The organism is Bradyrhizobium barranii subsp. barranii, assembly GCF_017565645.3.
Classification (GTDB): Bacteria; Pseudomonadota; Alphaproteobacteria; order Rhizobiales; family Xanthobacteraceae; genus Bradyrhizobium; species Bradyrhizobium barranii.
In genome coordinates this window covers 3,769,631-3,795,052 of record NZ_CP086136.1, presented here as the reverse complement: position 1 = coordinate 3,795,052, position 25,422 = coordinate 3,769,631, and the positions used below count along the sequence as shown (strand labels likewise).

Genomic DNA, 25,422 nt, shown 5'->3' with positions numbered 1-25,422 from the left:
GACGCAATGGCAAGTATTGAACCAGCGATGTCCAGCAGAAGAGACCCTGGACGACGATGCGACGGTCTCGCTGGTCGGTCCCGACCCTTGGTCGGCTACTCCAAGTTGGACTACGCAACAGCGTCGTAGATTCGAACTCGTAGAGCCTAAGCGGCGTTTCAGCTCTAATGCCCCGGCTCAGCACTTTCCTTCGTGCAGAGTTCGGTCTTATCAGGTTGCCGATCTCCAACGCGAAACCGGATTTGGGCAGCTCAATCGCTCGGCCAAGCATTCAACTATCCTTGGAAGTGCTTGCTGCTTTGATCGCGGTGAGTCCAACTATGGCAACAAGTCTGTAACGACGAAACCATGGATGATCTCAGGCCGGTCAAGATCGAGCGGCGGAACCCCCGCTGATGATGAGCGCAAAGGAGGATCGCGTGCGGAGCTATGGCTGATTTTGGGTGACGCGGCCTGATCAGGCGGCGTGGCTTTCAGTGTTCGGAATGACTTCGATTCCGTCGATGAACTTTACACCGGCGATGACTTTCGGCAACTGGTTCGTGCTCTTCAATCGCCGCCAGGTCTTCGATGCGGCGTCGATGAGCTTGAACACCATCAGCTTCGCAGTTTGTTGCGACAGCGATCCCTTGGTCCGCACCGTTCGGTGGCGCACCGTGGCGAAGACGCTCTCGATCGGGTTCGAGCTGCGTAGGTGGATCCAGTGCTCAGCAGGGAAGTCGAAGAAGGCGAGCAGCGCATGGCGATCCTTGATCAGGCACTCCACCGCACGTCCGTATTTGACGTGGTATTTCTCGACGAAGACGTCGATCGCGGTTTCAGCTTCGGCCCGGTGTGGGGCCAGATAGATGTTCCGCAGGTCGTTCTTCATGGGGCCCTGCACGGATTTGGCGACCTTGTCGAGTACGTTGCTCACTTTATGGCACCAGCATCGTTGGTGCCGCGTGCCGGGAAAGGCCTCGTCCAGTGCCTTCCAGAAGCCGAGGGCGCCGTCGCCGATGGCGAGTTGCGGGGCAATCCGTAACCCGCGTTGCCGCAGGTCGATCAGGAGTTCGCGCCAGCTCTGCGCGCTCTCGCGCACGCCGACCTGGAAGCCGATCAGCTCCTTCTTGCCTTCCGGCGTGGTGCCAATCAGCACCAGCATGCATTCGCTGTGATCTTCCATGCGGGCCTGCAGGTACACGCCATCGGCCCAGATGTAGACATAGCGACGCGCCGACAGATCGCGTCTCTGCCAGCGTTCGTACTCGACCTGCCAATCGGCCTTCAGGCCGGCGATCACCGAAGGCGACAGGTTCGGCGCATCCTTGCCGAGCAGCGCCGAGAGCGCCTCCTGGAAGTCGCCGGTCGAGATGCCGCGCAAATAGAGGACCGGGATCAAGGCATCCAGGCTCTTCGTCCGCCGCGCCCATAGCGGCAGGATTGCCGAACTGAAGCGGAGGCGGTCGCCTGGCCCGCTCGCTCCGCGGTCGCGGACCTTGGGACGAGCGACCTCCACCGGACCGATGCCGGTCGCAATCTCGCGCACCGGACCGTGCCCATGTCGGACCAGGCGCGCTCGACCGTCGGGCAGCGTCAGATTGGCCGTGCTGGCCAGAAACGCGCCAACCTCGATCTCGATCGCCCTGGCAAGCAGGTCCCGCGCGCCGGCACGAACGATATCGGTCAGTGGATCATCAACCGCGGACGGCTGACGGAAAGCAAGAACATTGGTAGTCTCGGTCATGGCGTATCGCTCTCCTCGAGAGGTTCTGGCAGGCTCGTCACCCGCCTCGATACGCCGCCTTCCTCACACCGTCATCACCCAGATTCCGCCATAGCTCTCGCGTGCGTCGGAATGACTTATCGGCGCCGATTCCCCGAGCGTTTGATGGCAATTCGAGAGCCAGAGCGCGCGCCTGCGATGGAAGCGTATATGAAATCCGACTGCCCTACTTGGATGTGAGATATGCCCCGTTGCGGTTAGCGTTGGCGCCGATCTTCGCCGGCTTGCAGTACGCTAACCCCAACGATTGGCGGGCGGACGTGCTGACGCTCTGGCGTGCGGCCGATGCGCTCGCTAGCAAGGTCTCCTTTTTCGGTGGATCGCGGGGCGGACCGTTGTCGTGCATCACTCCCATAGCCGGGCGCGGCGACGGTGGATCGTTTTGCGCAAGGATCATCCGGTCGAGGCAGGCATCCTCGACCCGATTGCCGCCATAGCGGCGGTCGATGCTGGCGAGAGCGAGCTTCAAACCGCGGTAGTAGATGCCCTGGGCAATGCCGAGGTTCATGGCCGTCGGTACCGCCTCAACGTCTTCGACCAGTCGACGCAGCACATGCGGCTTAGTCGGGACCAGCTTGTTAGTCCGCAGCAAACAGAGGTGCTGCCATACATCGTTGATATCAGAGGCGCTGAACCCGTCTGCGGCCATCTGATCGTAATCCTCACGCCGCGGCTGGTCGTCTTCAAACTCAGAAAATGATGCGGACAAGAAAAGAAACTGGCAAGCGGCCGCGGTGGACGGCGGCGCCAGTAATACACAGCATTCCTCCGGAAAATATGCGCAGCCATGGGATCACGACACCTGTGCGGCAGTGATGTGTCGCAGAGCTGTGCAGCACCTCCCCAGCCAGGCCGGTTTCGTGAGGAATTTCAGGGCAAGCAGAGCATCTGGCTGGGGCGGGAGGGGGCGCACTTATTCCCGCGTGCATCGGGCCCCGTTAAGCGGCAACGTCGTGGCGGTAAATCCGCGGGAGCGCCACCTGATCGCTGCAGGAATCTCCGCCGAGGTGGCGATAGCTGCCTCAAAGCCCGCGAATTCGTCGAGCTCAACGGCCAAGGCGTCCTCCCAGCGGGGCATTGCGATCCGGAAGTCGTGACGCAAGCGGCTGAGATCGAGACGCGAGTTGGCGGGGCGAACTGCACGCGTCCGAAAGTCCGAGGTTGCGATCGGAATGATCGCTTCGACTGGGAGCACCACCCCGCGCGCTCTCAACCCTTCGACGATCGCAACGGCGAATTCATGCCAGCTTGCCTGACCGCTGCAAGCCACGTTCACGACGCCCCGCTTTTCGGCAAACAGCCGCTCGAGATTGCCGGGGTGCTCTCGTAAGATCGTCATCACGGCAGCAGCGATGGATCTCGCGCTGGTCGGCGCGCCCACCTGATCTGCGACGATCCTCAGCTCCTTGCGCTCACTCGCAAGCCTTGAAATCGTTCTCAGGAAATTGGTGCCATGTGCCGCATAGACCCAGGAGGTGCGGAAGATCAGATGACGCGCGCCGGATGCCTGGACCGCGACGTCGCCAGCGAGCTTGCTCTCACCATAGACTGAAAGGGGACCGGTCGGATCCTGCTCGGCGCGCGCGTGGCTGCCGCTACCGTTGAACACATAATCGGTCGAGAAATGTACGATCGGAACGCCGTGCGCTAATGCCCAGTTTGCGATCGCCTCGGGGCTTCTGGCGTTGACGAGACCGGCAAGCTCGCGCTCATCTTCCGCACGGTCGACCGCGGTATATGCAGCGGGATTGACGATCAGATCGGGCGAAATCTCATCAAGCCCACGCTCAAGCGTGGTCGGCCTGGCAAGATCAAATAGGGCGCGTGGTGGCGCAACGACGGTTCCGAGCTCTCCGAGCAGCGGCAGAAGCGCGCCCCCGACCTGCCCTGTACTGCCTGTCAGCAAGATCCGCATCATACCTCGCCAAAGATCGGCAGATCCACGATCTCCGACAGCATTGGCGCCTCCGCATCCTTGGCCGAGAGCCTCGGATTCTCCAGGCCCCATCGAATCGCGATCGCACGATCGTCCCACCGAATAGAGCGCTCGTCTCTCGGGCTGTAATACTCATCGCATTTGTAGAAGAACTCCGCCACCTCGGAGAGAACGATGAAACCATGAGCGAAGCCGCGGGGAATCCAAAGCTGGCGACGGTTTTCCTCGGTCAGTTCAACGGCGACATGTCGCCCGAAATGAGGGCTGCCGACCCGCACGTCCACAGCCACGTCGAGCACCCTTCCCCGCAATGCAGTAACCAACTTGCCTTGCGAATTGGGATATTGCAGGTGCAACCCGCGCAGCACGCCACGGGTTGACCGAGACAAATTGTCCTGCACGAAGGGGCGATTCAGGCCGGCTGCCGCATAGCGTTGAAACTGATAAGTCTCTAAAAAAAATCCACGCGCGTCCCCATACACATCCGGCTCAAAAATTAATACGTCCGGAATGTCCGAGGCGATAATTTTCATCTTTATACCCGCGCCGACTAGGCGATTGAATTTATTATATTAAATTAACTATGGACATACAGCCATATTAAATAGATAATCGGAATCCTATTGAGGATCAAACTTATATTTCCACAAAACCAAGTATTTTGCGAGGGGCGATGAAAGGCATTATTCTCGCGGGCGGTACCGGTTCACGCCTTTATCCAGTTACCACGGTCGTATCGAAGCAGCTCCTGCCCGTTTTCGACAAGCCAATGATCTACTATCCGCTGTCAACCCTGATGCTAGCGGGCATTAGAGACATCCTCATCATCTCGACACCGCAAGACAGTCCCCTGTTTCAGCGCTTGCTAGGCACCGGCTCGGAGATCGGCCTCCGCTTCGAATACGCCACACAAGAGACACCGCGCGGGCTCGCAGATGCTTTCATCGTCGGACGCGACTTCGTAGGCTCGGATTCGGTTGCCTTGATCTTGGGTGACAACATCTTCTACGGACACGGCCTCCCTAACGCACTTTCCACTGCTTCCGTTCGTGCGAAGGGCGCGACGATATTCGGCTATGTAGTCAATGAGCCGCAGGCTTATGGCGTGGTGGAGCTCGACCGGTCGGGCCATGCCTTGTCGATCGAAGAGAAGCCGAAACATCCGAAGTCCAACGTTGCGGTAACCGGTCTTTATTTCTACGACAACGATGTGCTTGATATCGCTGCGAATGTTAAACCTTCGGCGCGCGGCGAGATCGAGATTACCGATGTCAACAGAGCCTACCTCGAGCGGGGCGACCTTTTCGTCGAGGTCCTCGGCCGTGGCTTCGCATGGCTCGATACCGGCACTCACGCTTCGCTGGTCGAGGCCAGCCATTTCGTTCAGATCCTGGAGCAGCGCCAAGGCCTTCACATCGCCTGCCCCGAAGAGATCGCGCTTCGCCAAGGTTACATTTCGTTGCAGCAATTCGAAAGGGCCGCCGAGAAGAGCAACAAGAGCAGCTACGGAGAATATCTGAAATCGGTCGCGAGGGACTACGCACGCAGCTCCATTGTCGAGACGATGCATGCGGCTGAATAATCCCACGATTTTTGTCACTGGCGGAGCTGGCTTCATCGGGTCCGCTGTCATACGACATCTCCTGCGCGATACGCAGGCTCGCGTCGTCAATATCGACAAGCTTACTTACGCCGCCAATCTCGACTCGCTGACCCCGGCTTGCGGCCACCCTCGCTACGCCTTCGTACAGCAATGTATCTGCGATGGCGCTGGCTTGCGGACGTTGTTCGACAAGTATCAGCCCGACGCGGTGATGAACCTGGCCGCCGAAAGCCATGTCGACCGCTCGATCGACGGCCCCAACGAATTTGTCCAGACCAACGTCGTCGGTACCTTCACGCTGCTGCAGGAGACGCTGCGTTACTGGCGAGCGATCGCGCCCCGGAAGCGCGAAAATTTTCGCTTCCTACACATCTCCACCGATGAAGTATTTGGCTCGCTGGGTGACGAGGGCCTTTTCACCGAGACCACCGCCTATGCACCGAGTTCACCCTATTCGGCGACCAAGGCTTCATCCGACCATCTCGTCCGGGCATGGCACGAAACGTACGATCTGCCTACGGTCGTAACGAACTGTTCGAACAATTACGGCCCTTATCATTTCCCGGAAAAGCTGATCCCCCACATCATTATCAAAGGTCTCGCGGGAGAGCCTTTGCCGATCTATGGCGACGGCAGCAACATTCGAGATTGGCTCTACGTGGAAGACCACGCAAGGGCTCTCTCGCTGGTGCTGGAACGCGGCAAGGTCGGCGGCACCTACAATATAGGTGGCCGGAATGAGCGAACCAACCTTCGTGTCGTCGAGTCCATCTGCGACCTGTTAGACCAGCTGGTCCCCAAAGAACATCCGTACCGGCGCTTGATCTCCTTCGTGGAAGACCGCCCCGGCCACGACCATCGCTACGCAATTGATGCTTCGAAGCTTGAACTCGAGCTCGGTTGGCGCCCGCAAGAGACCTTTGAAAGCGGGATCGAAAAGACCGTACGATGGTATGTGGACGAAAAACGATGGTGGCGAGCGATACTAGAAAAGGGCTATGAGGCCACAAGGGTTGGGCTGAGCAGCGGGCTTACCCGGCCAAGCCCCGTTCAATAAAGCAAAGGCGCGAAGCACTGGATCGCCCGCCTTTCACCGAACGCAATCGCCGAGCTCCCGCATATGTCAGGACCAGCCGCTATGGCTCAGAGAATTGCCGCTGTGGCCGCTTGGACATTCTTGTGCTTCCTCGTCTATGCCACCATTTCGCCGCTCGGCGCACGTCCAACTCTTCGCTATCCAACCAGCCTCGAGCATGTCGCCGCGTTTATTCCGATTGGGCTCTTGTTCTGCTTCGCCTATCCGCGCCATACCACGCTCGTGCTTTGTCTCGTGATCGGAAGCGCTGCACTACTCGAGCTCATGCAGCTTGCCACGCCCGATCGCCATGCGCGATTGGCCGACGCGGTGGAGAAGATGGCGGGCGGCTGTCTAGGTCTGGGAGCGGGCCACGCGATACTCAGTTTGGGGAAAACGCTTCGCAGCCAGCAGCAATACTCGGCGAAAAACCGTTGCGAAACGCTGCCCCAGAGTTCCTCACCTGAAATCCGCTCGAATACGCGCCGGACATCCGAATACTTTCGCACCAGCCGGAACGTCGCGGTTGACGAATGAATTAGCGCCTATCACGGCTTTGTCGCCAATCGTGATGCCCATCTGAAGGACCGCATTGGGTCCGATGTAGACGCCATTTCCGATCCTGGTCGGAGCGTAGTCAATGGGCTTTTCGCCAAGCGAGGTGGAGCGGCCGACCGTGTGGTGCGAGTAGATCTGGGCGCCGGCGGATAGTGAGCACCAGTCGCCGATGTCGAGGCCGCCGGAGCCATCCAGAATACAGCCTGGTCCTATCCACGTGTTGCGGCCGACCCGGACATCTCCCAGCACCAGCACGCCATCATACATGGTGGTGCCCTCGCCGAAGCCGTAGGCAGCCGCATTGTCGCCGCGCTCGGTCAGGAGGTCTCCGATCGAGACCCTCCGGCCAAACTGCGCCTTTTTACGGATCGCGAGAGCCTGCATAAATGGCCTTATGAGCCCCAGCCACTTGTCAACCATCTCATCGGGCATTCCCGACTGCGACTTTTGCGTCATCCAAAGGTACTCTCTTGGGCCATTCTCACGCGCATCTCACGAAGCGACGCATTAAAACGTCTTTTTCTGGCCGCGCCGAACCATCCGCGGGCTGTCAGCTCACGGTGTAGCTCCATAAGATTTTACGGTCGTCACGAATTAAATCAAACATTTTACTCGATACCGCGCCGCCCCCAAGGCTTGCCTGAAGAGCGCGGCCAAGACCAAGCTCGCGCAACCTCCCCGACATGCACCAGAATTCCTCTCAGGGGAGGCCACGCTGGAATTGCCGGAGGTGTCGCGCCCGACACAGAAGGCAATGGAGCAGCCCGCGGTCAATTAATACTATTCTATAGGACTAAATATTAAATGGATTTACAAAATTTAAATCACGAAATAGTGTTTGACTTCGTAGCGATGCGCGGCCCAGTTGTTTCGATCAATAATTGCGAGGTCGTGAAAATTGATTGCATAAACCGCGTCTGGGACTGCTCCTCTGAATGATCGGAAGCTGAATCTCGAGAAATCAGACCGTGGGATGCTACGCGGCGCGGCACCTATCGTGTTGATTTATTCGCGCCGGTCGAAGTGAAAGCGAGAAGAAAGAGATCCAACAAAGAGATCCCAAAAGGACATCCAATCTAAATAACACAGTGTTTCGTGGAGCTCGAAATGAACATCCAGTCCATTGCAACCAAGATTGCCCGAGGAGACGTCGCATACGCGCTTGGAAGGTTTAGGACAGTCCGATCCGCCTACAGCTCCGTGCGCCATCTGGCTGCGAGTCTTGGAAGCCCGACTGTCCCTGATGCCGAGAAACATGCGACGCTCTTCCCTGGCACCGACATCCCTCGCGTCGTGCAAACCATTCGTGAGGAAGCCGTCTTTATCGGCTTGCAACTCCCGGCAGACACCGTCGCCGAGATCGAGGCGTTTGCCCGATCTGAACCGCTTCACGCCATCTTCGATCCGACAGGACCTGAATTCAAATACGCCGACGTGGTTCGAGGCAAATGTATCGACGGAAGGGACATCCCGGTCGGAGGCATCCGCGAGCCCTCGCGATGTCCTGCCGTGCAGGCTGTCATCAATGATCCGGTGCTACGCGCTGTTGTGCGTGGCTATCTGGGGCACGAGCCACGTCGAGTGATGACCATCCTCGATTGGAGCTTCGCGTCGGACTTTACCGGCGAGGCGCGCCGACGGATGAAACACGGCGTCATCGACTATCATTATGACGTCATGGGATTCAATTTCGTGTACGCCAGCTTCTACATCACTGACACCGACCGCAATTCCGGCGCGCATGTCATGATGAAGCGGTCGCACAAGCACAAGCCGCTTCGCATGCTGCTCGGCTCGGTCAAAGCGAGCGAGGCAGACGTAAGGCGGCAGTATGGAATTGAGAACGAAGTTGTCATTGAAGGCCAAGCAGGCCTCGGCTTCGTTCAGGATACCTCATGCTATCACCGCGCATCACCGCCCACCCAAGGCGATAGGTTGATGCTCGCTGTTCGATTCATCAACTGAAGCGGGCGGTTACGCACGCCGCCCCGCCACGACGCGCATGGCATAGACCAAGCGCCCCCGCTGTTGCGAATAGGGGTCCCGAGCGCCGGTTCTGGACGGGGATCTCGGCACTCGCTTGGCCCGTCATCGGGTATTTTGCAACAGGCGCAGCTCACCTGCGTCGGTTTGGAGGCCGGTCAAGACACTCACGTTCGTCAATCTCACTGCTCCTTGAACGCGCGCCCGGCCTGATCACGTAATGGCTTGATCAGGTAGGACAACGCAGTTCGCGACGGCGTCTTGATGAAGACATCGACCGGCATGCCCGGCACCAGCTTGGCAGATCCGAGCCTCGCCAGCTCCTCCGCCTTGAGCAGAATCCGCACCGTGTAATAGCTCGCTCCGGTGCGCTGTTCCTGCGTCAGGTCCGCCGACACCATGCTCACCTCTCCGTCGACCCCAGGCGTCGTCTTCTGGTTGAACGCCGCGAATTGCATCGACGCGCTTTGGCCGACATAGACATGATCGATGTCTCGGGGCGCGATCTTGACTTCAACCGCGAGGGCATCCGAATCCGGCACGATGAGCATGATCTGCTCGCCAGGAGCAATCACTCCTCCCACGGTGTGGACGGAAAGCTGATGAACGCGGCCGGACTGCGGCGCGCGGATATCGATTCGATTGAGCTGATCCACCGCCGCGGTCTTGCGCTCGGTGAGCTCGGAAAGCTTGGAGCGCGTTTCGATGAGATCCTTGCCGACCTCGGTGCGCAGGTCCTGATCGATCTGGATGATCTGAAGCTCGATCTCAGCTATCTTTCCCTTTGACTGGGCCATCATGCCGCTCAACTGGCTCCGCTCACCTTCCAGCCGAGCGGTGTCGCGCTCGAGCGCGGTCAAGCGTGTAATCGGCACGAGGTTCTTTTGGAAGAGCGTCCGGACGCCCTCGAGCTCCTGGCGGATGAACTCGACCTCTTTCTGCTTGGCCTCCGCTTGCCCGACATAACCCTTGATTTCATCCTGAAGCTGGGCCTTACGCTCCTTGAGCTGCGACTTCTGGCCGTTCCGGGATTGCCGGCGCAGATCGAACAATGTGCGCTCCGCCGCGATCGCACGCCCCGCCTCCAGATTGGTGTCTCTCGCTCGTTCGAGCAGGGTCGCTGGAAACAGAATCTGTTCGGCGCCGTCGCGCTCGGTTTCGAGGCGCGCCTGACGCGCGAGCAATTCGTCGAAACTCTTGGTGACGATCGTTGCGTTCGCAAGCGTTTGCGTCTCGTCCAACCGGATCAAGATGTCGCCTGCCTTCACCCGGTCACCGTCGCGGACACGCAGTTCGCCGACAATGCCACCGGTGGCGTGCTGAACCTTCTTCACGCTCGAGTCCACCACGACGACGCCTTGTCCGATCACGGCGCCCGACAATTGGGACGTCGCGGCCCAGCCGCCGATACCAAAAGTAACGAAGCCGACCATGACCATGCCGACGATGATGTAGCGCTGGATAGACCGAAGCGCCGGCGTTGCTACTTCGCGATCCATCGTCCGCCTCCCTGTCCGTCTGCCACCACCCTGAGCGGAGCTGCCGGTCGCAGCACCTTTTTGAGGACCTCCTCTTTCGGCCCAAAGGACTGAACTCTTCCCTCTCCGATCACCAGGACATGGTCCACCCCTTCGAGGGCCTTTGGCCGGTGCGCAATTACGGCAACGATGCCGCCACGACTGCGAACGCTCGTGATCGCTGCCGTGAGCGCCTCTTCACCTTCGGAGTCGACGTTCGATGTTGGCTCATCGAGCACGACCAGGAAAGGATTGCCGTAGAGCGCCCGGGCGAGCCCGATGCGTTGCCGCTGGCCGGCTGACAGGGCCATTCCGCCCTCGCCGATCCTGGTGGCATAGCCGTCCGGGAGCGCGAGTATGAGATCATGCGCGCCGGCCGCAAATGCAGCTTCCAGCACCGCCTGGGATGTTGCGTGGACATCGAAGCGCGCGATATTGACGGCAATGCTGCCGTCGAACAGTTCGACGTCCTGCGGCAAATAGCCGATGTGCTTGCCCAGCGCATCGCTCGACCACTGTTCCAGCGTCGCGTTGTCGAGCTTGACCTTGCCACGCAGCCGCGGCCAGACGCCGACCAACGCACGAACCAGCGTCGACTTGCCTGATCCGCTGGGCCCGATAATCCCGACGGCCTCGCCGCCCTTCAATTGAAACGAGATGTCCGAGAGGATCACCTTCTCCGAGTCGGGGGCCGCGACATAGAGCTGCTCCACCACGAGCGCCTCTTTGGGCGCGGGGAGTCCGAGGTGCTCAACCTCTTCGGGCAGGAGCTTCAGCAACCGATCGAGCCGATGTGCCGACTGTCGGGCTCCAATGAAGCCCTTCCAGTTCGCAATGGCCACCTCCACTGGGGCGAGCGCCCTTGCCGACAGGATCGAGCCCGCAATGATGATGCCGGCGGTCGCTTCCTGATTGATGACGAGGACCGCTCCGACCGCAAGCACAAGTGACTGCAGAAACGAGCGAAAGAACTTCGAAAGCCCACCCAGCCCGCTTGCAACATCGCTCGCCTGCTCATGCGCCGAGAGATACTTTCCGTTGACATCCCGCCAACGCAACGCCGCCTGCCGCCTCATTCCCATCGCATGCAGCACTTCGGCGTTTCGTCGCCCTTCCGCCGCGAGTGCGCTACGCGTCACGCCGAGACGCGAGACGGCCTTTGCCGGGCCGCGCGTTCGCGTTTCAGTCAGGATTGTCATACCGACCAGCACCAGCGCGCCGACTAGCGCAGTCACGCCGATCCAAAAATGGAACAGGAAGCAAATACCAAGATAGATCGGCATCCAGGGCAAATCGAACAGCGCAGTCGGCCCGCCCCCGGACAAGAAGCTGCGAACCTGGTCAAGATCCCGCAATGGCTGCTGGCCGTCACCATCGCCGCGCGTCTTGAGCGGCAGGCGCACGACTGCGTCGAACACACGAAGCCCGAGCCTCTCATCGAAGTAACGCCCGATCCGAACACTGATCCGGCTTCTGACAAGATCGAGACCGCTCTGGAAGAGATAAAGCATCATCGCCAGCACCAACAACGCGACGAGCGTCGGAATGCTGCGACCGGGCAGCACCCGGTCATAGACCTGAAGCATGAAGAACGAGCCGGTGAGCATCAAGAGATTGCTCAGGCCGCTGAAGACGGCAAGGCTCCAGAATATCCGACGGCACGAAGTCAAGAATGCCGAAATCTCGGATTGCGGCTCATCGTCGAGATCCGCAGAGCCGGGGGAGCGGGCAAAGAGCCGCGCTCGTACAAACTCAACCGAGCCCTGCCCCAACGCGCGCGACGATGATCGCGCCCGCTCTGCCAAAAGCCCGAGGGCGGCGATAAATATCGCCCATCTCGATACCTGTATCTCATCAATATTCAGCGGCGGGGGCGCATCCCCCCGCCGTGCAAGATCGCTCATGGAACACGTCCCCTGACATGCACCGCGGAGCCGAGGGCTCCGCGGTATTGAATGTACTTCGCCTTATGGCGCCCCTTCGCTTACGCGAAATGGAAGTCGTGGCTTTGCAGTGAACCGAGCTTGACGTTCTTCAGCGTGAGCGAGTCATCTCCATTCGCAATGACAACGTCCTGCCCAACCTGCGAGGCGTGGTTAAGAACGCTCGCAAAGTCGCTGAACGCACTCTTGCTGAACTGAACCGTGTCGTGCGAACGCCCGTAAGAATTGAAGTCCTTGATGACATCCTTACCGAAATTCGCATCGAATACGAAGGTATCCGGATGACCGTTGCCGACGAAGATGTCGTCACCGGTTGTACCAGTCAGCGTGTTGCCCTTGCTTGAGCCGAGGATTGCACTCGCCGAGCTCGTTCCGGTCACTTGACCACTGCTGTTGACCTCCTGAGCCTTGAACGTATGCACCTGGTCCGACAAGCCGGTCGCCTTGTAAGTCCAGTCGCCGTCACCATCGGCCTTGACGGTACCGATGATTTTGTTGCCGTCAAGAATCTTGACCTGACTGTAAGCGTCCGCCGTACCCTTGATGAACGCATTCGTGCTGTAGTAGCCGAATCCGGTGATGTCGATCGGCGACGAGTGCCCACTCACCGTGACGCCCTTAGCCGTAGAAGAGCCGCTGGTATTGCCGGCGACGTCAATAGCCTTGGCCGTGAAGCTATGGCTGCCATCGTCAAGGTGGCCGGTGTCATAGCTCCAGCTGCCACTGTTGCCGGCGGTTGCCGTTCCGATCTGCTTGGCGCCATCGAAAATGGCGACCTTGCTGTTTGCCTCCGCGGTCCCCTTGACGATCAGGTCGTCGAGCGCGGTCGTGCCGCTGACGGCCGAACCGCCCTGCGTGTAGAGCCCTACGCTCGGCGCGACCGGCGCATGGGTGTCGATCTTGACGTCGAGGGCAGCAGACGCCGCGCTGGCTTTCCCCGACGCGTCGGTGCCGGTGGCGGTGAAGTGGTGATCGCCATCGTTTAGCGCCGCCGTGGTCACGCTCCAGTTGCCATTGCCGTCAGCCTTGATGCTTCCGACCTGGGTCGTGCCGTCGAACACCTTGACAGTGGCATTGGCCACAGCCGTGCCTTTCAGTGTCAGCGTGTTGTCGTTGGTGATGTTGTCGCCGACCGTCCCGCTGTCGTTCGAGAAGGAGGCAATCTTAGGCGCCGTGGGAGACGGCGGTGTCGGGGTGCTGATCACCGGCTTAACTGATTGCGAGGCGGCACTTGCATTGCCTGCAACATCCGTCGCTGTTGCAGTAAGTGTATGGGTACCGTTCGACAGGCTGTTGGTGGTGATGCTCCAGCTTCCATTTGTCCCCGCCGTACCGGTCCCGACCAGAGTCGATCCATCATACACCGTGATGGAGCTGCCCGCCTCGGCGGTGCCGGACAACAGCACGTGGTTGGTATCGACAACGGAGTTCGCCTTCAACACCGGCGCGGTCGGCGCCGTGGTATCGATCGTGACGGCAAGCACCGCAGACGTTGGACTTGCGGTTGCCGCTGCTGCAGCAGCAGCAGTGCTGCTGGTCGAAGCCGTGGCCGTGAAACTGTGGGCTCCGTCCTTCAGCGCCGCGGTGGTCAGGCTCCAATTGCCACTGGCGTCGGCTTTGACGCTCCCGACCTGAGTGTTGCCGTCGAACACCGTGATGGTGGCGTTGGCCGCGCCTGTGCCCTTCAGTGTCAGCGTGTTGTCGTTGGTGACGTTGTCCCCGGCCTTGCCGCTGTCATTCGAGAAGGAGACGATCGTCGGCGTAGCCGGCGGTGGCGTCGTCGCCCCGCCGATCACCGGATTTGCCGACTGCGATGCAGCACTGACGTTGCCGGCGGCGTCCGTGGCCTTCGCCGTCAGGGTGTGAGATCCGGTCGACAGGGCACTGGTGGTGATGCTCCAGCTACCATTCGCTCCCGTCGTGGCCGTACCGACCAGGTTCGCCCCATCATAGACGTTGATGGCGCTGCCCGCCTCGGCGGTGCCGGACAACTGTACCTTGTTCGTCTCGACAACCGTGTTGCTTTTCAGCACCGGGGCAGTCGGCGCAACATTATCGACCGTTACCGTGAGCGCAGCGGATGCGGCGCTGGTCTGACCGCTGGCACTGGTGGCCGTCGCTTTCAGCACGTGCTGGGCGTTGGTCAGTACCGCCGTAATATACTCCCAGCTCCCGCTCGCATTAGCAGTCGCCGTGCCGATCTGGGTCGAGCCGTCGTAGATCTTGATCGCGCTGTTTGCCGCAGCCGTACCCTTCAGCTGGAGCGTTGTGTCGCTGGTGATGCCGTCGCCGACTTTTCCCGTGTCGTTCGAAAACGAAGCGATCGCCGGCGCGTCTGGAGTCGCAGGCGGGGTTGGCGGGGTCGTGGGCGTCCCTGAGAGTGTGTTGTTCGTCGTTACGAGCTTGCCGGTGGCGTAATCAACGTTGTTCGTCCACACCGGATTAGTATCTACGATGCTGCTCCAATACCAAAAGCCTTTGCCAAGTACATTGTTCGTGACTTGAGCGTTGGTAATTTGACCGGAGAAGCCGGCTTTTTCTTCAACGTAGATGGTGGCAGCCGCGTTGTTCTGCCCGAGAAGCAAGTTGCCATCGACCTTGATGTTGTCTATCGGCCCGAAGGCATTTTGAATGATGATGCACGACGTATCACGTCCGAGCACCGTATTCCCGCTTATAAGAACGTTGTTGAATCCGCCCTGGGCCTGGATGCCGTCATAGTGACCCGCGCTTCCGCCAGACGCATTCAGGTCGTGGATGTAGTTGCCCTTGATGACGACATTGCTGCCCTCAACGTTGATGCCATTTTCAACGTTGTAGATGTTGTTATTGGCGAACGTTCCCTGGCCACCAATGCCTGTCTGGCCTTGCGGTCCGTTGCCGGTGCCATTGATTTCGCAGTTTTCAACTACCGCACCCGACACTCCGCTCTTGATATTGACCACGTTGTAGCCGGTGGACGCGATGCTGCAGTCCTTGATCGTGACATTGTCGGCGTTGATATAAACCGTGCCGGTGATCTTGAGGCCTGAGATGACCGTTCCCGGTGTGTTGATGGTAATGTCCCCATTATAGGGATTGAGGGTTACCCCTGGCGGCACACCGGTAGTGGTGGCGTCGGGATAAACAACTCCGTTGAACGTGTAAGCCAAAGCGCCTCTCCTTAATTTAGCTGCTTGCGTCTATTCGGCATGAGCGCAACTTGTCCCCGCACTCATGCCGACCGGTTCTGGACAACCGTGACGTCGACGTAATGGTCGAACGCGGACGGCTTTTTTGGGACCAGACGTGGGCCTAGCTGCGGTCATTTCCGTTCGCTTCGATCCCTTTGCCTGCCGTCGCGGCCTCGAAAACGCGTTATCTCGCACAGCTAAACCCCAGAAATACCTGGGTTTGCGTGAACTACGGGAATTGTGGAGAGCCAGTCACGCACGAACAGCCACCGTGACTGCGACGCTACATTCGAAAGACAAGACTCTTGGCTGCGACATTAGAATATCAAGATTCTCGCGACTGAGTAAAGCTGACTTGTTTGATGCGTGCGACATCCGCCGATCCGATGCGACGCACCATAAGAGACGCGCTTTAATAATCGCCTTGCGGGATATTTATCATTTTATTGATAGCGGTACGACGACCCCACCTCGTTTAGGTGGACGGGATGAGCGAGACTCGCGCGTGGATTTGACAACGCGAGGGACGCTCGTTCCATGCATCAAGACAGACATCAAGACGGGCATGATGCCGCCTCCTATCAGCGGATCGAGGTGATCACAGGGGAGAGGCGACGGCGCAGTTGGAGCGATGCGGAGAAGGCGCGGATCGTGGCCGAGAGTGCCGATCCGGAGACGAGCATTTCCGAGGTGGCTCGACGCAACGGGGTGAACCGGGGACTGCTCAGTGTGTGGCGGCGCCAGGCGCGGCTCGCGTCGAGCGAAGCGCCGCAGTTCGTGCAAGTCAGGCTCGAGGCCGCCGTCGAGGCGCAGCCGAACGCGATCGATAAGGCGCATGTTCTGACGGATCCGGCCGAGCGGATCGAGGTGATGATCGCGGGCGCGACGGTGCGCGTGCCCGTCGGCGTCGACGCCGCGACGCTGGAGCGCGTGCTGGCGGCGGTGAGATCGACGCGATGATCTCTTTCGGTCCAATGGTCCGTGTGTTCGTCGCGACGCAGCCGATTGACTTTCGTAAAGGCGTTCATGGCCTTGTCGCGCTGGTAGCGGAGGGATTAGGCGGCAAGCCCTACAGCGGTGACGTTTATGTCTTCCGATCGAAGCGATCGGATCGTTTGAAGCTACTGGTTTTTGACGGCTCGGGAATGGTTCTAGCGACGAAGTGGCTGGAGAATGGGGGCTTTGCCTGGCCACCTGTTCGCGAGGGTACGATGCCGGTGACGGGGGCGCAACTGGCGATGCTGATTGAAGGTCTTGCGGAGTGGTCGCGTGTGGTCCCGAAGGTGACGAAGCGGCCGACGAAGGTTGCCTGAAGCGTCTTGTTTTGCTGGCGATTGCGAGTGCGTTCGTGTAGCTCTGCGATATGGCGCTTCGCCCCGAAGATCTCCCCTCTGACCCTGCGGCTCTTGCCGAGATGGTGCTGGCTTTCGAAGGCGAGAACGATGATCTGCGCGCAGAGATCGCCACGTTGAAGAGCCTGATCTTCGGCGCACGATCGGAGCGCGCGGCGATCGTCTGCGCCGAACAGATCGCGTTTGATCTGGAACGGACCGCCGGCTCACAGCTCCCGGCCAATGACGACAAACCGGACGCGCCGCGGCCGGAGCGGCGCAAAGCGAAGCGCAACATCGGCGCGCTGCCGGCGCATCTGCCTCGGGTCGAGCGGGTGATCGAGCCGGCGTCCACGCTGTGCCCGTGCTGCACGGGTCAGATGCATCGGATCGGCGAGGAGAGCAGCGAAGCGCTCGATCGGGTTCCCGCGTGGCTGCGTGTGCTCCGCACGATCCGTCCAAAATACGCCTGCCGCTCCTGTGAGGGCCCGATTGTCCAGGCCCCGGCACCGGCGCGGCTCGTCGAGGGCGGCATGGCAACGACGGCGCTGATCGCGCATATCGCCGCGGCCAAATATGCCTGGCAATCGACGCTCTATCGCCAGACGCAGATCCTGGCGGGTCAGGGTGTCGTCGTCGACCGTCAGACGCTGGCGCGCTGGATGGGGAGCGCGGCGTGGCTGGTCAGGGGCCTCTACGATCTGCAACTGAAGACTATGCACGGCTTCGAGCGGCTGTTCTGCGACGAGACGCCGATGCCAGTGCTCGATCCGGGACGCGGCCGCACGAGGATCTGCCAGTTCTGGGCGCACGCGACGGACGATCGGGCGTGGAAGGGGCCGGCGCCGCCGGCGGTCGCCTACGTGTTCGCAGGTGGTCGCGGCAAAAAGGAGATCGTGGCGCAGTTAGCCGGCTTCGAAGGCGTGCTGCAAGTCGACGGCTATGCCGCCTACGCCTCGCTGGCGGGCGATGCGATGATGTCGGGCCAGATCCAGCTGGCGTATTGTCTCGTTCACGCGCGCCGCAACTTCGTGAGGGTGCACAAGACGACGAACTCACCCTTCGCCGCGGAGGTCATCGAGCGCATTGCGGCCGTCTACGCGATCGAGGAGAGGATCCGCGGTCTCGATGCTGGGGAACGCCGCGCGACGCGACAGGCCGAGACGAAGCCGCTGATGGAGGCGTTGAGGGCCCGTCTGATCGCGGTGAAGGACGGGATCTCCCGCCGCTCGACGCTCATCAAGGCGATCGACTACATGCTCGAACGCTGGCAGGGCCTGACGACGTTCCTGGATGACGGGCGGCTCGAGCCGGACACCAACACGGTCGAACGATCGATCAGGCCAATTGCGATCGGAAAAAAGAACTCGTTGTTCAGTGGTGACGAAGGCGGGGGCGAGACCTGGGCGATACTCGCTTCGCTTCTTAACACAGCGAAATTGAATGGCCTCGACCCCGAGGCGTATCTCGTCGACGTTCTCGATCGCATGGTGAGCGGCGCCACGAAGACCAACCAGCTTCACGAACTTCTGGCCTGGAACTGGAAGGCCGCACGCGAAGCCGAAAAGCGGGCCGTGGCATGACGAAGCCGAAGCAAGGGCGGGGAACGCGAAAAGCACGCAAGACGACGATGGCGGACTATGCCATGTCGTTCGAACGGCTCGGGCAATGGATCAGCAAGCGCGCCAGGTCGCCGACGCTTCGGCATCCGCGGGCGACGTCGCTCTCCATGCTCGATGGCGCGGTGGCCGCGGTCGTCGCCGGGCCGGTCTCGATGGCGTCCGAGGAATGGGTGTGCCCGCTCCTCGGCGTAGATCCCGACGCCTTCAATCACGACACCGAGGAGTTCTCGGCAATCGCCGCCACGCTGATGCGCCACAACGCTATCAGCGAGACGCTGTCGACGAGACCGGAGAGCTTCGAGCCGCTGTTCGTGCGATCACCGGACGGCGAAGTCGACCCGCAGCCCTGGTGCATGGGCTTCTACGCCGTCATGAAGCTTCGGCTTCTCGTCTGGTCGCGGCTTCTCCCCCCGAATGGAACCGAACACCTTATGCTGCGGCCGATCTTGGTCCATTGCATCGACGACGCCGGTCGACCCTTGCTACCCCCGGCCCGGCGCACGCTGGGAACGCAGCCCATCATCCAAAACGCCTGGCGCAACATTCCAGCAACCGTCGAGGCCCTCCGGCAGTTCTGGATGCCTATACGCTTCAAGCGCGGTGCGTAGGCCGTCCGCACCAAGTCCGTGGCTCCGTGGGCCTCTCGTACCGTTTACATTTTATTTCATCGACGGATTGGGCGGGACCAAGATGGACTTGGTGAACAGCGCGTAACTTGGATCCACGATTTAATATGCGCGACAAACCACAGATGGATTGAAACAGGACCGATTGCGGAAATTACGCAGCGCGACGGGTGCCCGTCCGGCAAGTGCACAGGACAAACGGGTCGCCCCGACACTTGCGGCCTATTGCCAGAGATGCCGCAGCCCAAAGATTCGGGGCAGGAAGGCGCAATCTAACCATCGAATATATGATCTTGCGCATCTTATTATTTGAGCCGCGACCAAACGACACCCGGGCCACCGCAAGAGAGGGCCAAGCCCATCTATTCTTGCCCGACGCATATTATATTATGAATCAAGTTTTGATTATTATAAGCGATAGAGAACATATATCCGGGCCGACATCATGAATCTGATCATCATGCCAGCACATAATGCGGGTGATTGCGCGGAAGTTGAATACATGGCTCGGCAGCGGCGCCCCCGATGAGATGGAGGTGGTGGTCGCATGCAACGTAAACGGTACGAGAGGCCCACGGAGCCACGGACTTGGTGCGGACGGCCTACGCACCGCGCTTGAAGCGTATAGGCATCCAGAACTGCCGGAGGGCCTCGACGGTTGCTGGAATGTTGCGCCAGGCGTTTTGGATGATGGGCTGCGTTCCCAGCGTGCGCCGGGCCGGGGGTAGCAAGGGTCGACCGGCGTCGTCGATGCAATGGACCAAGATCGGCCGCAGCATAAGGTGTTCGGTTCCATTCGGGGGGAGAAGCCGCGACCAGACGAGAAGCCGAAGCTTCATGACGGCGTAGAAGCCCATGCACCAGGGCTGCGGGTCGACTTCGCCGTCCGGTGATCGCACGAACAGCGGCTCGAAGCTCTCCGGTCTCGTCGACAGCGTCTCGCTGATAGCGTTGTGGCGCATCAGCGTGGCGGCGATTGCCGAGAACTCCTCGGTGTCGTGATTGAAGGCGTCGGGATCTACGCCGAGGAGCGGGCACACCCATTCCTCGGACGCCATCGAGACCGGCCCGGCGACGACCGCGGCCACCGCGCCATCGAGCATGGAGAGCGACGTCGCCCGCGGATGCCGAAGCGTCGGCGACCTGGCGCGCTTGCTGATCCATTGCCCGAGCCGTTCGAACGACATGGCATAGTCCGCCATCGTCGTCTTGCGTGCTTTTCGCGTTCCCCGCCCTTGCTTCGGCTTCGTCATGCCACGGCCCGCTTTTCGGCTTCGCGTGCGGCCTTCCAGTTCCAGGCCAGAAGTTCGTGAAGCTGGTTGGTCTTCGTGGCGCCGCTCACCATGCGATCGAGAACGTCGACGAGATACGCCTCGGGGTCGAGGCCATTCAATTTCGCTGTGTTAAGAAGCGAAGCGAGTATCGCCCAGGTCTCGCCCCCGCCTTCGTCACCACTGAACAACGAGTTCTTTTTTCCGATCGCAATTGGCCTGATCGATCGTTCGACCGTGTTGGTGTCCGGCTCGAGCCGCCCGTCATCCAGGAACGTCGTCAGGCCCTGCCAGCGTTCGAGCATGTAGTCGATCGCCTTGATGAGCGTCGAGCGGCGGGAGATCCCGTCCTTCACCGCGATCAGACGGGCCCTCAACGCCTCCATCAGCGGCTTCGTCTCGGCCTGTCGCGTCGCGCGGCGTTCCCCAGCATCGAGACCGCGGATCCTCTCCTCGATCGCGTAGACGGCCGCAATGCGCTCGATGACCTCCGCGGCGAAGGGTGAGTTCGTCGTCTTGTGCACCCTCACGAAGTTGCGGCGCGCGTGAACGAGACAATACGCCAGCTGGATCTGGCCCGACATCATCGCATCGCCCGCCAGCGAGGCGTAGGCGGCATAGCCGTCGACTTGCAGCACGCCTTCGAAGCCGGCTAACTGCGCCACGATCTCCTTTTTGCCGCGACCACCTGCGAACACGTAGGCGACCGCCGGCGGCGCCGGCCCCTTCCACGCCCGATCGTCCGTCGCGTGCGCCCAGAACTGGCAGATCCTCGTGCGGCCGCGTCCCGGATCGAGCACTGGCATCGGCGTCTCGTCGCAGAACAGCCGCTCGAAGCCGTGCATAGTCTTCAGTTGCAGATCGTAGAGGCCCCTGACCAGCCACGCCGCGCTCCCCATCCAGCGCGCCAGCGTCTGACGGTCGACGACGACACCCTGACCCGCCAGGATCTGCGTCTGGCGATAGAGCGTCGATTGCCAGGCATATTTGGCCGCGGCGATATGCGCGATCAGCGCCGTCGTTGCCATGCCGCCCTCGACGAGCCGCGCCGGTGCCGGGGCCTGGACAATCGGGCCCTCACAGGAGCGGCAGGCGTATTTTGGACGGATCGTGCGGAGCACACGCAGCCACGCGGGAACCCGATCGAGCGCTTCGCTGCTCTCCTCGCCGATCCGATGCATCTGACCCGTGCAGCACGGGCACAGCGTGGACGCCGGCTCGATCACCCGCTCGACCCGAGGCAGATGCGCCGGCAGCGCGCCGATGTTGCGCTTCGCTTTGCGCCGCTCCGGCCGCGGCGCGTCCGGTTTGTCGTCATTGGCCGGGAGCTGTGAGCCGGCGGTCCGTTCCAGATCAAACGCGATCTGTTCGGCGCAGACGATCGCCGCGCGCTCCGATCGTGCGCCGAAGATCAGGCTCTTCAACGTGGCGATCTCTGCGCGCAGATCATCGTTCTCGCCTTCGAAAGCCAGCACCATCTCGGCAAGAGCCGCAGGGTCAGAGGGGAGATCTTCGGGGCGAAGCGCCATATCGCAGAGCTACACGAACGCACTCGCAATCGCCAGCAAAACAAGACGCTTCAGGCAACCTTCGTCGGCCGCTTCGTCACCTTCGGGACCACACGCGACCACTCCGCAAGACCTTCAATCAGCATCGCCAGTTGCGCCCCCGTCACCGGCATCGTACCCTCGCGAACAGGTGGCCAGGCAAAGCCCCCATTCTCCAGCCACTTCGTCGCTAGAACCATTCCCGAGCCGTCAAAAACCAGTAGCTTCAAACGATCCGATCGCTTCGATCGGAAGACATAAACGTCACCGCTGTAGGGCTTGCCGCCTAATCCCTCCGCTACCAGCGCGACAAGGCCATGAACGCCTTTACGAAAGTCAATCGGCTGCGTCGCGACGAACACACGGACCATTGGACCGAAAGAGATCATCGCGTCGATCTCACCGCCGCCAGCACGCGCTCCAGCGTCGCGGCGTCGACGCCGACGGGCACGCGCACCGTCGCGCCCGCGATCATCACCTCGATCCGCTCGGCCGGATCCGTCAGAACATGCGCCTTATCGATCGCGTTCGGCTGCGCCTCGACGGCGGCCTCGAGCCTGACTTGCACGAACTGCGGCGCTTCGCTCGACGCGAGCCGCGCCTGGCGCCGCCACACACTGAGCAGTCCCCGGTTCACCCCGTTGCGTCGAGCCACCTCGGAAATGCTCGTCTCCGGATCGGCACTCTCGGCCACGATCCGCGCCTTCTCCGCATCGCTCCAACTGCGCCGTCGCCTCTCCCCTGTGATCACCTCGATCCGCTGATAGGAGGCGGCATCATGCCCGTCTTGATGTCTGTCTTGATGCATGGAACGAGCGTCCCTCGCGTTGTCAAATCCACGCGCGAGTCTCGCTCATCCCGTCCACCTAAACGAGGTGGGGTCGTCGTACCGCTATCCATGCAACGGCTGCACCGATGATACGGCAATCATCGTTCGACCGCGCCGGGGCACGGTCGTTGTTTGCAATGAGCGTTCTAATGAACTGCAACTGTCGCTCGCCGCATCGGCCCAACAGTTCGCCTATCGAGGCCGAACTCGCGAGTAAGACTCATGCTTTGAACATTGGAGATGAGCTCTCCAGCAGCTTTCCGCGGATCTATGTTGATAACGATATCGTCGGAGCCGACGGCATGGATCTAGTCACGGGGCGTGCTTGCTCTTAATTCGCTGGATGGCAAGACCGATCTATGTTGGCTTGCGACCCATCAAGTGAAAGACAGTTACGCCAAGATCAGATGGCGGCAACCGTTTGAAACGGTTCGCTATCTTTAGGGAAGAAACGTCGACGCGCGCGATTGGCTGACACTCGACCTCGAAACCGGCCTCCTCTAACAGGTGGGCCCACTCGCTCATCTGGATTCGGTTCACATATTGCACGTCATTTGCGAAGAACAGGCTCCAGACGGTATCATCGTATCGTAGATAATTCTTACTGTTTACGTGCTTGTCATAGATGGTCAGGTGGTCCGACGGAACGACCTGATGCGCGCTGACACCGCCCGGCTTAAGCATCCTGAAATGCTCCCGACACATCTGCGGGATCGCGGGTGCCGGAATGTGCTCCAAGACATCGCTGCTGAAAATCGCATCCAACTCGCCATCGCCAATAGCGGCGTACGCATTCTCGACGCCGATGACGTAGCGAAAGCCGAGCAGATCATAAACTTCGTCAAACGATTTGCACTCAGCGACGCTCCCGAGCACGTCCCTGGCGCGTCGCTTTTGGTCCTCACTGCGCTGAGTCTCGTTAAGCCGCCGGCCAAGCTCGGCAGCATAGGCCCTGAACCCGCCTAATTGGCGATTGTCCCAAACATCCATCAAGACGATCTCGACGTCATAGAAGCATCGCAGGAAGAGAGCTTCCCAATGGACCCAGCCCGTCCCAATTTCCATCAGACGCAAGCCATCGCGGATCGCACCAAAGCGCTCCAGCTGAGCGAGATTTTGGTCCGCGCGGGAAAGGTAGTGTGCCGGCAAGCCCCGTTCACGCGCGCGACCACCCAGGTTATTCCCCAGGGTGCGATAAAGGCGCTTAGTCGCCCCATTGAGCGAGAATACCTTCAGTGCCTGCGCAGCCAATACGTATTGGAGCATTGTCTCTTTCTTTCGAACGCTCGCCGAATGGCGGAATAGCTGAATGGCTGAATATATTCAGCACTTGATAACAGAATCTGATTTAAATTTCAAATTAATCAATTATATTGTGTCGGCTCGATCATCGTCTGCGGCCTATTGGGGCGAAACCCTGGCGCGGTGAAGTATGCGATTTGCAATGGCCCGGGTCTCATTTATTCAAGTTCAGGCACGGCGATTCATTCTGGCCGAGCGGTCATGATTTCGATAGTCGTCCCAGCGCATAACGAAAGCACGGTGATTGCACGAACCTTGAAACCGTGGGTCACCGGCTCGGGTTCTGAGGACATCAGCGCAGTTGTTGTCTGCAATGGGTGCACAGACGATACGGCGAGCATCGCTCGCCGTATCGGTCCAACCGTTCGCGTGGTCGAAACCGAGATTGCAAGCAAGATCCACGCACTGAACCTTGGCGACCAAATTTCCAACATCTTCCCGCGGATTTACGTCGACGCCGATATCGTCATTACTATCGATGCTGTTCGGGCGCTGGCGGACCGGCTCAGGCGGGGCGACGTGCTGGCCGTAGCACCGACGCCCGATATCGACCTGACCGGCTGCTCCCGGCTGGTCCGTCTGTATTTTTCCATTCGAGACCGCCTGCCCTCGGCGCGCGAAGGCTTTGGCGGATCTGGCGTCTACGCGCTGTCCGAAGCCGGGCGCAGACGGTTCTCTCAATTCCCGGATGTTATTGCCGACGACACCTTCGTTCGCCTCCAGTTTAGGCCGGACGAGCGTGAGACGCTTACGACGATTAAATCCAAGGTATTCCCGGCCCGCACCATCGGCCAGCTGATCGCCGTAAGGACGCGCGCTCACGCCGGCACAGCCGAGGTTATCCGTCGCTTTCCGGAGCTTACCGGCAACAGGGGCGAGACTAACAGCCGAACGCTGCTAGGATTGTTCGCAAACCCCCTTCTCTGGCCCGGGCTATCGGTCTTCTGCTATGTAAACATTGTCGCCCGTTACAGGGCAAAGGCGCGCTCCCGCGCGAGAACCGCCGTCTGGCAACGCGATGAGAGTTCTCGCGCTGCGTTGTCAGCAGATGCGTCCAAAAAATGACGCGGTGTCAATTGCGCTCGCAATCGCGTCGACTTGGGAAGTCGCTCGAGCGTAACGGCAGTCTGGCGGGCATGTCCGCGATTGAACGGAGGGAGCGCGGTCGCCCCGTCCAAATCGCATCCACGACGAGCGGCCAAATGGGTTGCCTCCAGCGCCCACCTCTTTCCATGCCAGCCAACCGTAAGCTTGAGCGGCGACCGCCCTCCCCCTGAAATCTCGCTCGCGATAGCTGGCCGAGGCGAAATGGACGCGCGGCCCCACCCGACGCCCACGCCC

General features: G+C 60.4%; 22 protein-coding genes and 1 pseudogene. 9 read left to right on the top strand and 14 right to left on the bottom strand.

What is annotated here, in order from left to right; genetic code table 11:
* Positions 1-457: 457 nt before the first annotated feature.
* The 5 genes and pseudogenes from J4G43_RS18005 to rfbC all read right to left on the bottom strand — a co-directional run bounded on the left by J4G43_RS18005 (position 458) and on the right by rfbC (position 4,234).
* Positions 458-1,726, bottom strand: a complete 1,269-nt coding sequence (locus J4G43_RS18005) for an IS256 family transposase (protein WP_038952271.1) — start codon at positions 1,724-1,726, stop codon at positions 458-460.
* A 205-nt stretch (positions 1,727-1,931) separates the two neighbouring features.
* A complete protein-coding gene (locus tag J4G43_RS18000) occupies positions 1,932-2,474 on the bottom strand; it encodes a hypothetical protein (protein ID WP_208085798.1) in 543 nt (180 codons plus the stop codon).
* A gap of 11 nt (positions 2,475-2,485) precedes the next feature.
* A pseudogene (locus J4G43_RS55995) lies at positions 2,486-2,554 on the bottom strand (hypothetical protein); the annotation flags it as partial.
* A 124-nt stretch (positions 2,555-2,678) separates the two neighbouring features.
* Positions 2,679-3,680, bottom strand: a complete 1,002-nt coding sequence (gene rfbD, locus J4G43_RS17995; RefSeq protein ID WP_135215022.1) for a dTDP-4-dehydrorhamnose reductase — start codon at positions 3,678-3,680, stop codon at positions 2,679-2,681.
* Complete coding sequence (gene rfbC / locus J4G43_RS17990) at positions 3,680-4,234, bottom strand: dTDP-4-dehydrorhamnose 3,5-epimerase (protein ID WP_135215023.1); 555 nt, start codon at positions 4,232-4,234, stop codon at positions 3,680-3,682. Before rfbC ends, rfbD begins: the two co-directional genes overlap by 1 nt.
* Positions 4,235-4,374: 140 nt before the next feature.
* On the opposite strand from rfbC, the gene rfbA reads away from it, so the two are divergent.
* The 3 genes from rfbA to J4G43_RS17975 all read left to right on the top strand — a co-directional run bounded on the left by rfbA (position 4,375) and on the right by J4G43_RS17975 (position 6,916).
* Positions 4,375-5,283, top strand: coding sequence for a glucose-1-phosphate thymidylyltransferase RfbA (rfbA, locus tag J4G43_RS17985; protein WP_135215024.1), 909 nt, complete (start codon positions 4,375-4,377; stop codon positions 5,281-5,283).
* Positions 5,270-6,361, top strand: a complete 1,092-nt coding sequence (rfbB, locus tag J4G43_RS17980; protein WP_208085797.1) for a dTDP-glucose 4,6-dehydratase — start codon at positions 5,270-5,272, stop codon at positions 6,359-6,361. The genes rfbA and rfbB overlap by 14 nt, the downstream gene beginning before the upstream one ends.
* An 81-nt stretch (positions 6,362-6,442) precedes the next feature.
* A complete protein-coding gene (locus J4G43_RS17975; RefSeq protein WP_225004953.1) occupies positions 6,443-6,916 on the top strand; it encodes a VanZ family protein in 474 nt (157 codons plus the stop codon).
* On the opposite strand, the gene J4G43_RS17970 is transcribed toward J4G43_RS17975, so the two are convergent.
* Positions 6,839-7,393 carry an acyltransferase gene (locus J4G43_RS17970; protein ID WP_135215027.1) on the bottom strand — a complete coding sequence of 185 codons (555 nt, stop codon included), beginning with the start codon at positions 7,391-7,393 and terminating at the stop codon, positions 6,839-6,841. The two genes, J4G43_RS17975 and J4G43_RS17970, sit on opposite strands and share 78 nt — an antisense overlap.
* A 651-nt stretch (positions 7,394-8,044) precedes the next feature.
* Here J4G43_RS17970 and J4G43_RS17965 point away from each other — a divergent pair.
* Complete coding sequence (locus tag J4G43_RS17965) at positions 8,045-8,902, top strand: hypothetical protein (protein WP_208085796.1); 858 nt, start codon at positions 8,045-8,047, stop codon at positions 8,900-8,902.
* Between the two features lie 200 nt (positions 8,903-9,102).
* Here J4G43_RS17965 and J4G43_RS17960 read toward each other — a convergent pair whose 3' ends face one another.
* The 3 genes from J4G43_RS17960 to J4G43_RS17950 all read right to left on the bottom strand — a co-directional run bounded on the left by J4G43_RS17960 (position 9,103) and on the right by J4G43_RS17950 (position 15,532).
* A complete protein-coding gene (locus tag J4G43_RS17960) occupies positions 9,103-10,419 on the bottom strand; it encodes an HlyD family type I secretion periplasmic adaptor subunit (protein WP_208085795.1) in 1,317 nt (438 codons plus the stop codon).
* A complete protein-coding gene (locus J4G43_RS17955) occupies positions 10,404-12,341 on the bottom strand; it encodes a type I secretion system permease/ATPase (protein ID WP_135215030.1) in 1,938 nt (645 codons plus the stop codon). Before J4G43_RS17955 ends, J4G43_RS17960 begins: the two co-directional genes overlap by 16 nt.
* 80 nt (positions 12,342-12,421) lie before the next feature.
* Positions 12,422-15,532, bottom strand: a complete 3,111-nt coding sequence (locus J4G43_RS17950) for an Ig-like domain-containing protein (RefSeq protein WP_208085794.1) — start codon at positions 15,530-15,532, stop codon at positions 12,422-12,424.
* A gap of 558 nt (positions 15,533-16,090) precedes the next feature.
* Between J4G43_RS17950 and tnpA (J4G43_RS55990) the strand changes: the two genes are divergently transcribed.
* From tnpA (J4G43_RS55990) to J4G43_RS17930, 4 genes are read left to right on the top strand one after another with little or no spacing between them, the layout of a single operon-like run.
* Positions 16,091-16,513: an IS66-like element accessory protein TnpA gene (tnpA, locus tag J4G43_RS55990; RefSeq protein ID WP_018273743.1), complete on the top strand. Its 423-nt coding sequence runs from the start codon at positions 16,091-16,093 to the stop codon at positions 16,511-16,513.
* Positions 16,510-16,866 carry an IS66 family insertion sequence element accessory protein TnpB gene (tnpB, locus tag J4G43_RS17940; protein WP_018273742.1) on the top strand — a complete coding sequence of 119 codons (357 nt, stop codon included), beginning with the start codon at positions 16,510-16,512 and terminating at the stop codon, positions 16,864-16,866. Before tnpA (J4G43_RS55990) ends, tnpB (J4G43_RS17940) begins: the two co-directional genes overlap by 4 nt.
* A 50-nt stretch (positions 16,867-16,916) precedes the next feature.
* On the top strand, positions 16,917-18,467 hold the full coding sequence (gene tnpC, locus J4G43_RS17935; protein ID WP_035681142.1) for an IS66 family transposase: 1,551 nt from the start codon (positions 16,917-16,919) through the stop codon (positions 18,465-18,467).
* Positions 18,464-19,114 (top strand): UPF0149 family protein, encoded by a 651-nt coding sequence (locus tag J4G43_RS17930; protein WP_063712394.1) that lies wholly within the window; start codon positions 18,464-18,466, stop codon positions 19,112-19,114. The genes tnpC (J4G43_RS17935) and J4G43_RS17930 overlap by 4 nt, the downstream gene beginning before the upstream one ends.
* Positions 19,115-19,734: 620 nt before the next feature.
* Here J4G43_RS17930 and J4G43_RS17925 read toward each other — a convergent pair.
* The 5 genes from J4G43_RS17925 to J4G43_RS17905 form a co-directional block, all read right to left on the bottom strand.
* Positions 19,735-20,385, bottom strand: a complete 651-nt coding sequence (locus tag J4G43_RS17925) for a UPF0149 family protein (RefSeq protein ID WP_063712394.1) — start codon at positions 20,383-20,385, stop codon at positions 19,735-19,737.
* Positions 20,382-21,932, bottom strand: a complete 1,551-nt coding sequence (gene tnpC, locus J4G43_RS17920) for an IS66 family transposase (RefSeq protein WP_035681142.1) — start codon at positions 21,930-21,932, stop codon at positions 20,382-20,384. The genes J4G43_RS17925 and tnpC (J4G43_RS17920) overlap by 4 nt, the downstream gene beginning before the upstream one ends.
* A gap of 50 nt (positions 21,933-21,982) precedes the next feature.
* Positions 21,983-22,339: an IS66 family insertion sequence element accessory protein TnpB gene (gene tnpB / locus J4G43_RS17915; protein ID WP_018273742.1), complete on the bottom strand. Its 357-nt coding sequence runs from the start codon at positions 22,337-22,339 to the stop codon at positions 21,983-21,985.
* A complete protein-coding gene (gene tnpA, locus J4G43_RS55985) occupies positions 22,336-22,758 on the bottom strand; it encodes an IS66-like element accessory protein TnpA (RefSeq protein WP_018273743.1) in 423 nt (140 codons plus the stop codon). The genes tnpB (J4G43_RS17915) and tnpA (J4G43_RS55985) overlap by 4 nt, the downstream gene beginning before the upstream one ends.
* A gap of 378 nt (positions 22,759-23,136) precedes the next feature.
* The gene (locus J4G43_RS17905) at positions 23,137-24,045 is read right to left on the bottom strand and encodes a class I SAM-dependent methyltransferase (RefSeq protein WP_135215032.1); all 909 of its coding nucleotides are present in this window, start codon (positions 24,043-24,045) and stop codon (positions 23,137-23,139) included.
* Positions 24,046-24,282: 237 nt separating this feature from the next.
* On the opposite strand from J4G43_RS17905, the gene J4G43_RS17900 reads away from it, so the two are divergent.
* The gene (locus J4G43_RS17900; RefSeq protein WP_135215033.1) at positions 24,283-25,146 is read left to right on the top strand and encodes a glycosyltransferase family 2 protein; all 864 of its coding nucleotides are present in this window, start codon (positions 24,283-24,285) and stop codon (positions 25,144-25,146) included.
* Positions 25,147-25,422 lie beyond the last annotated feature (276 nt).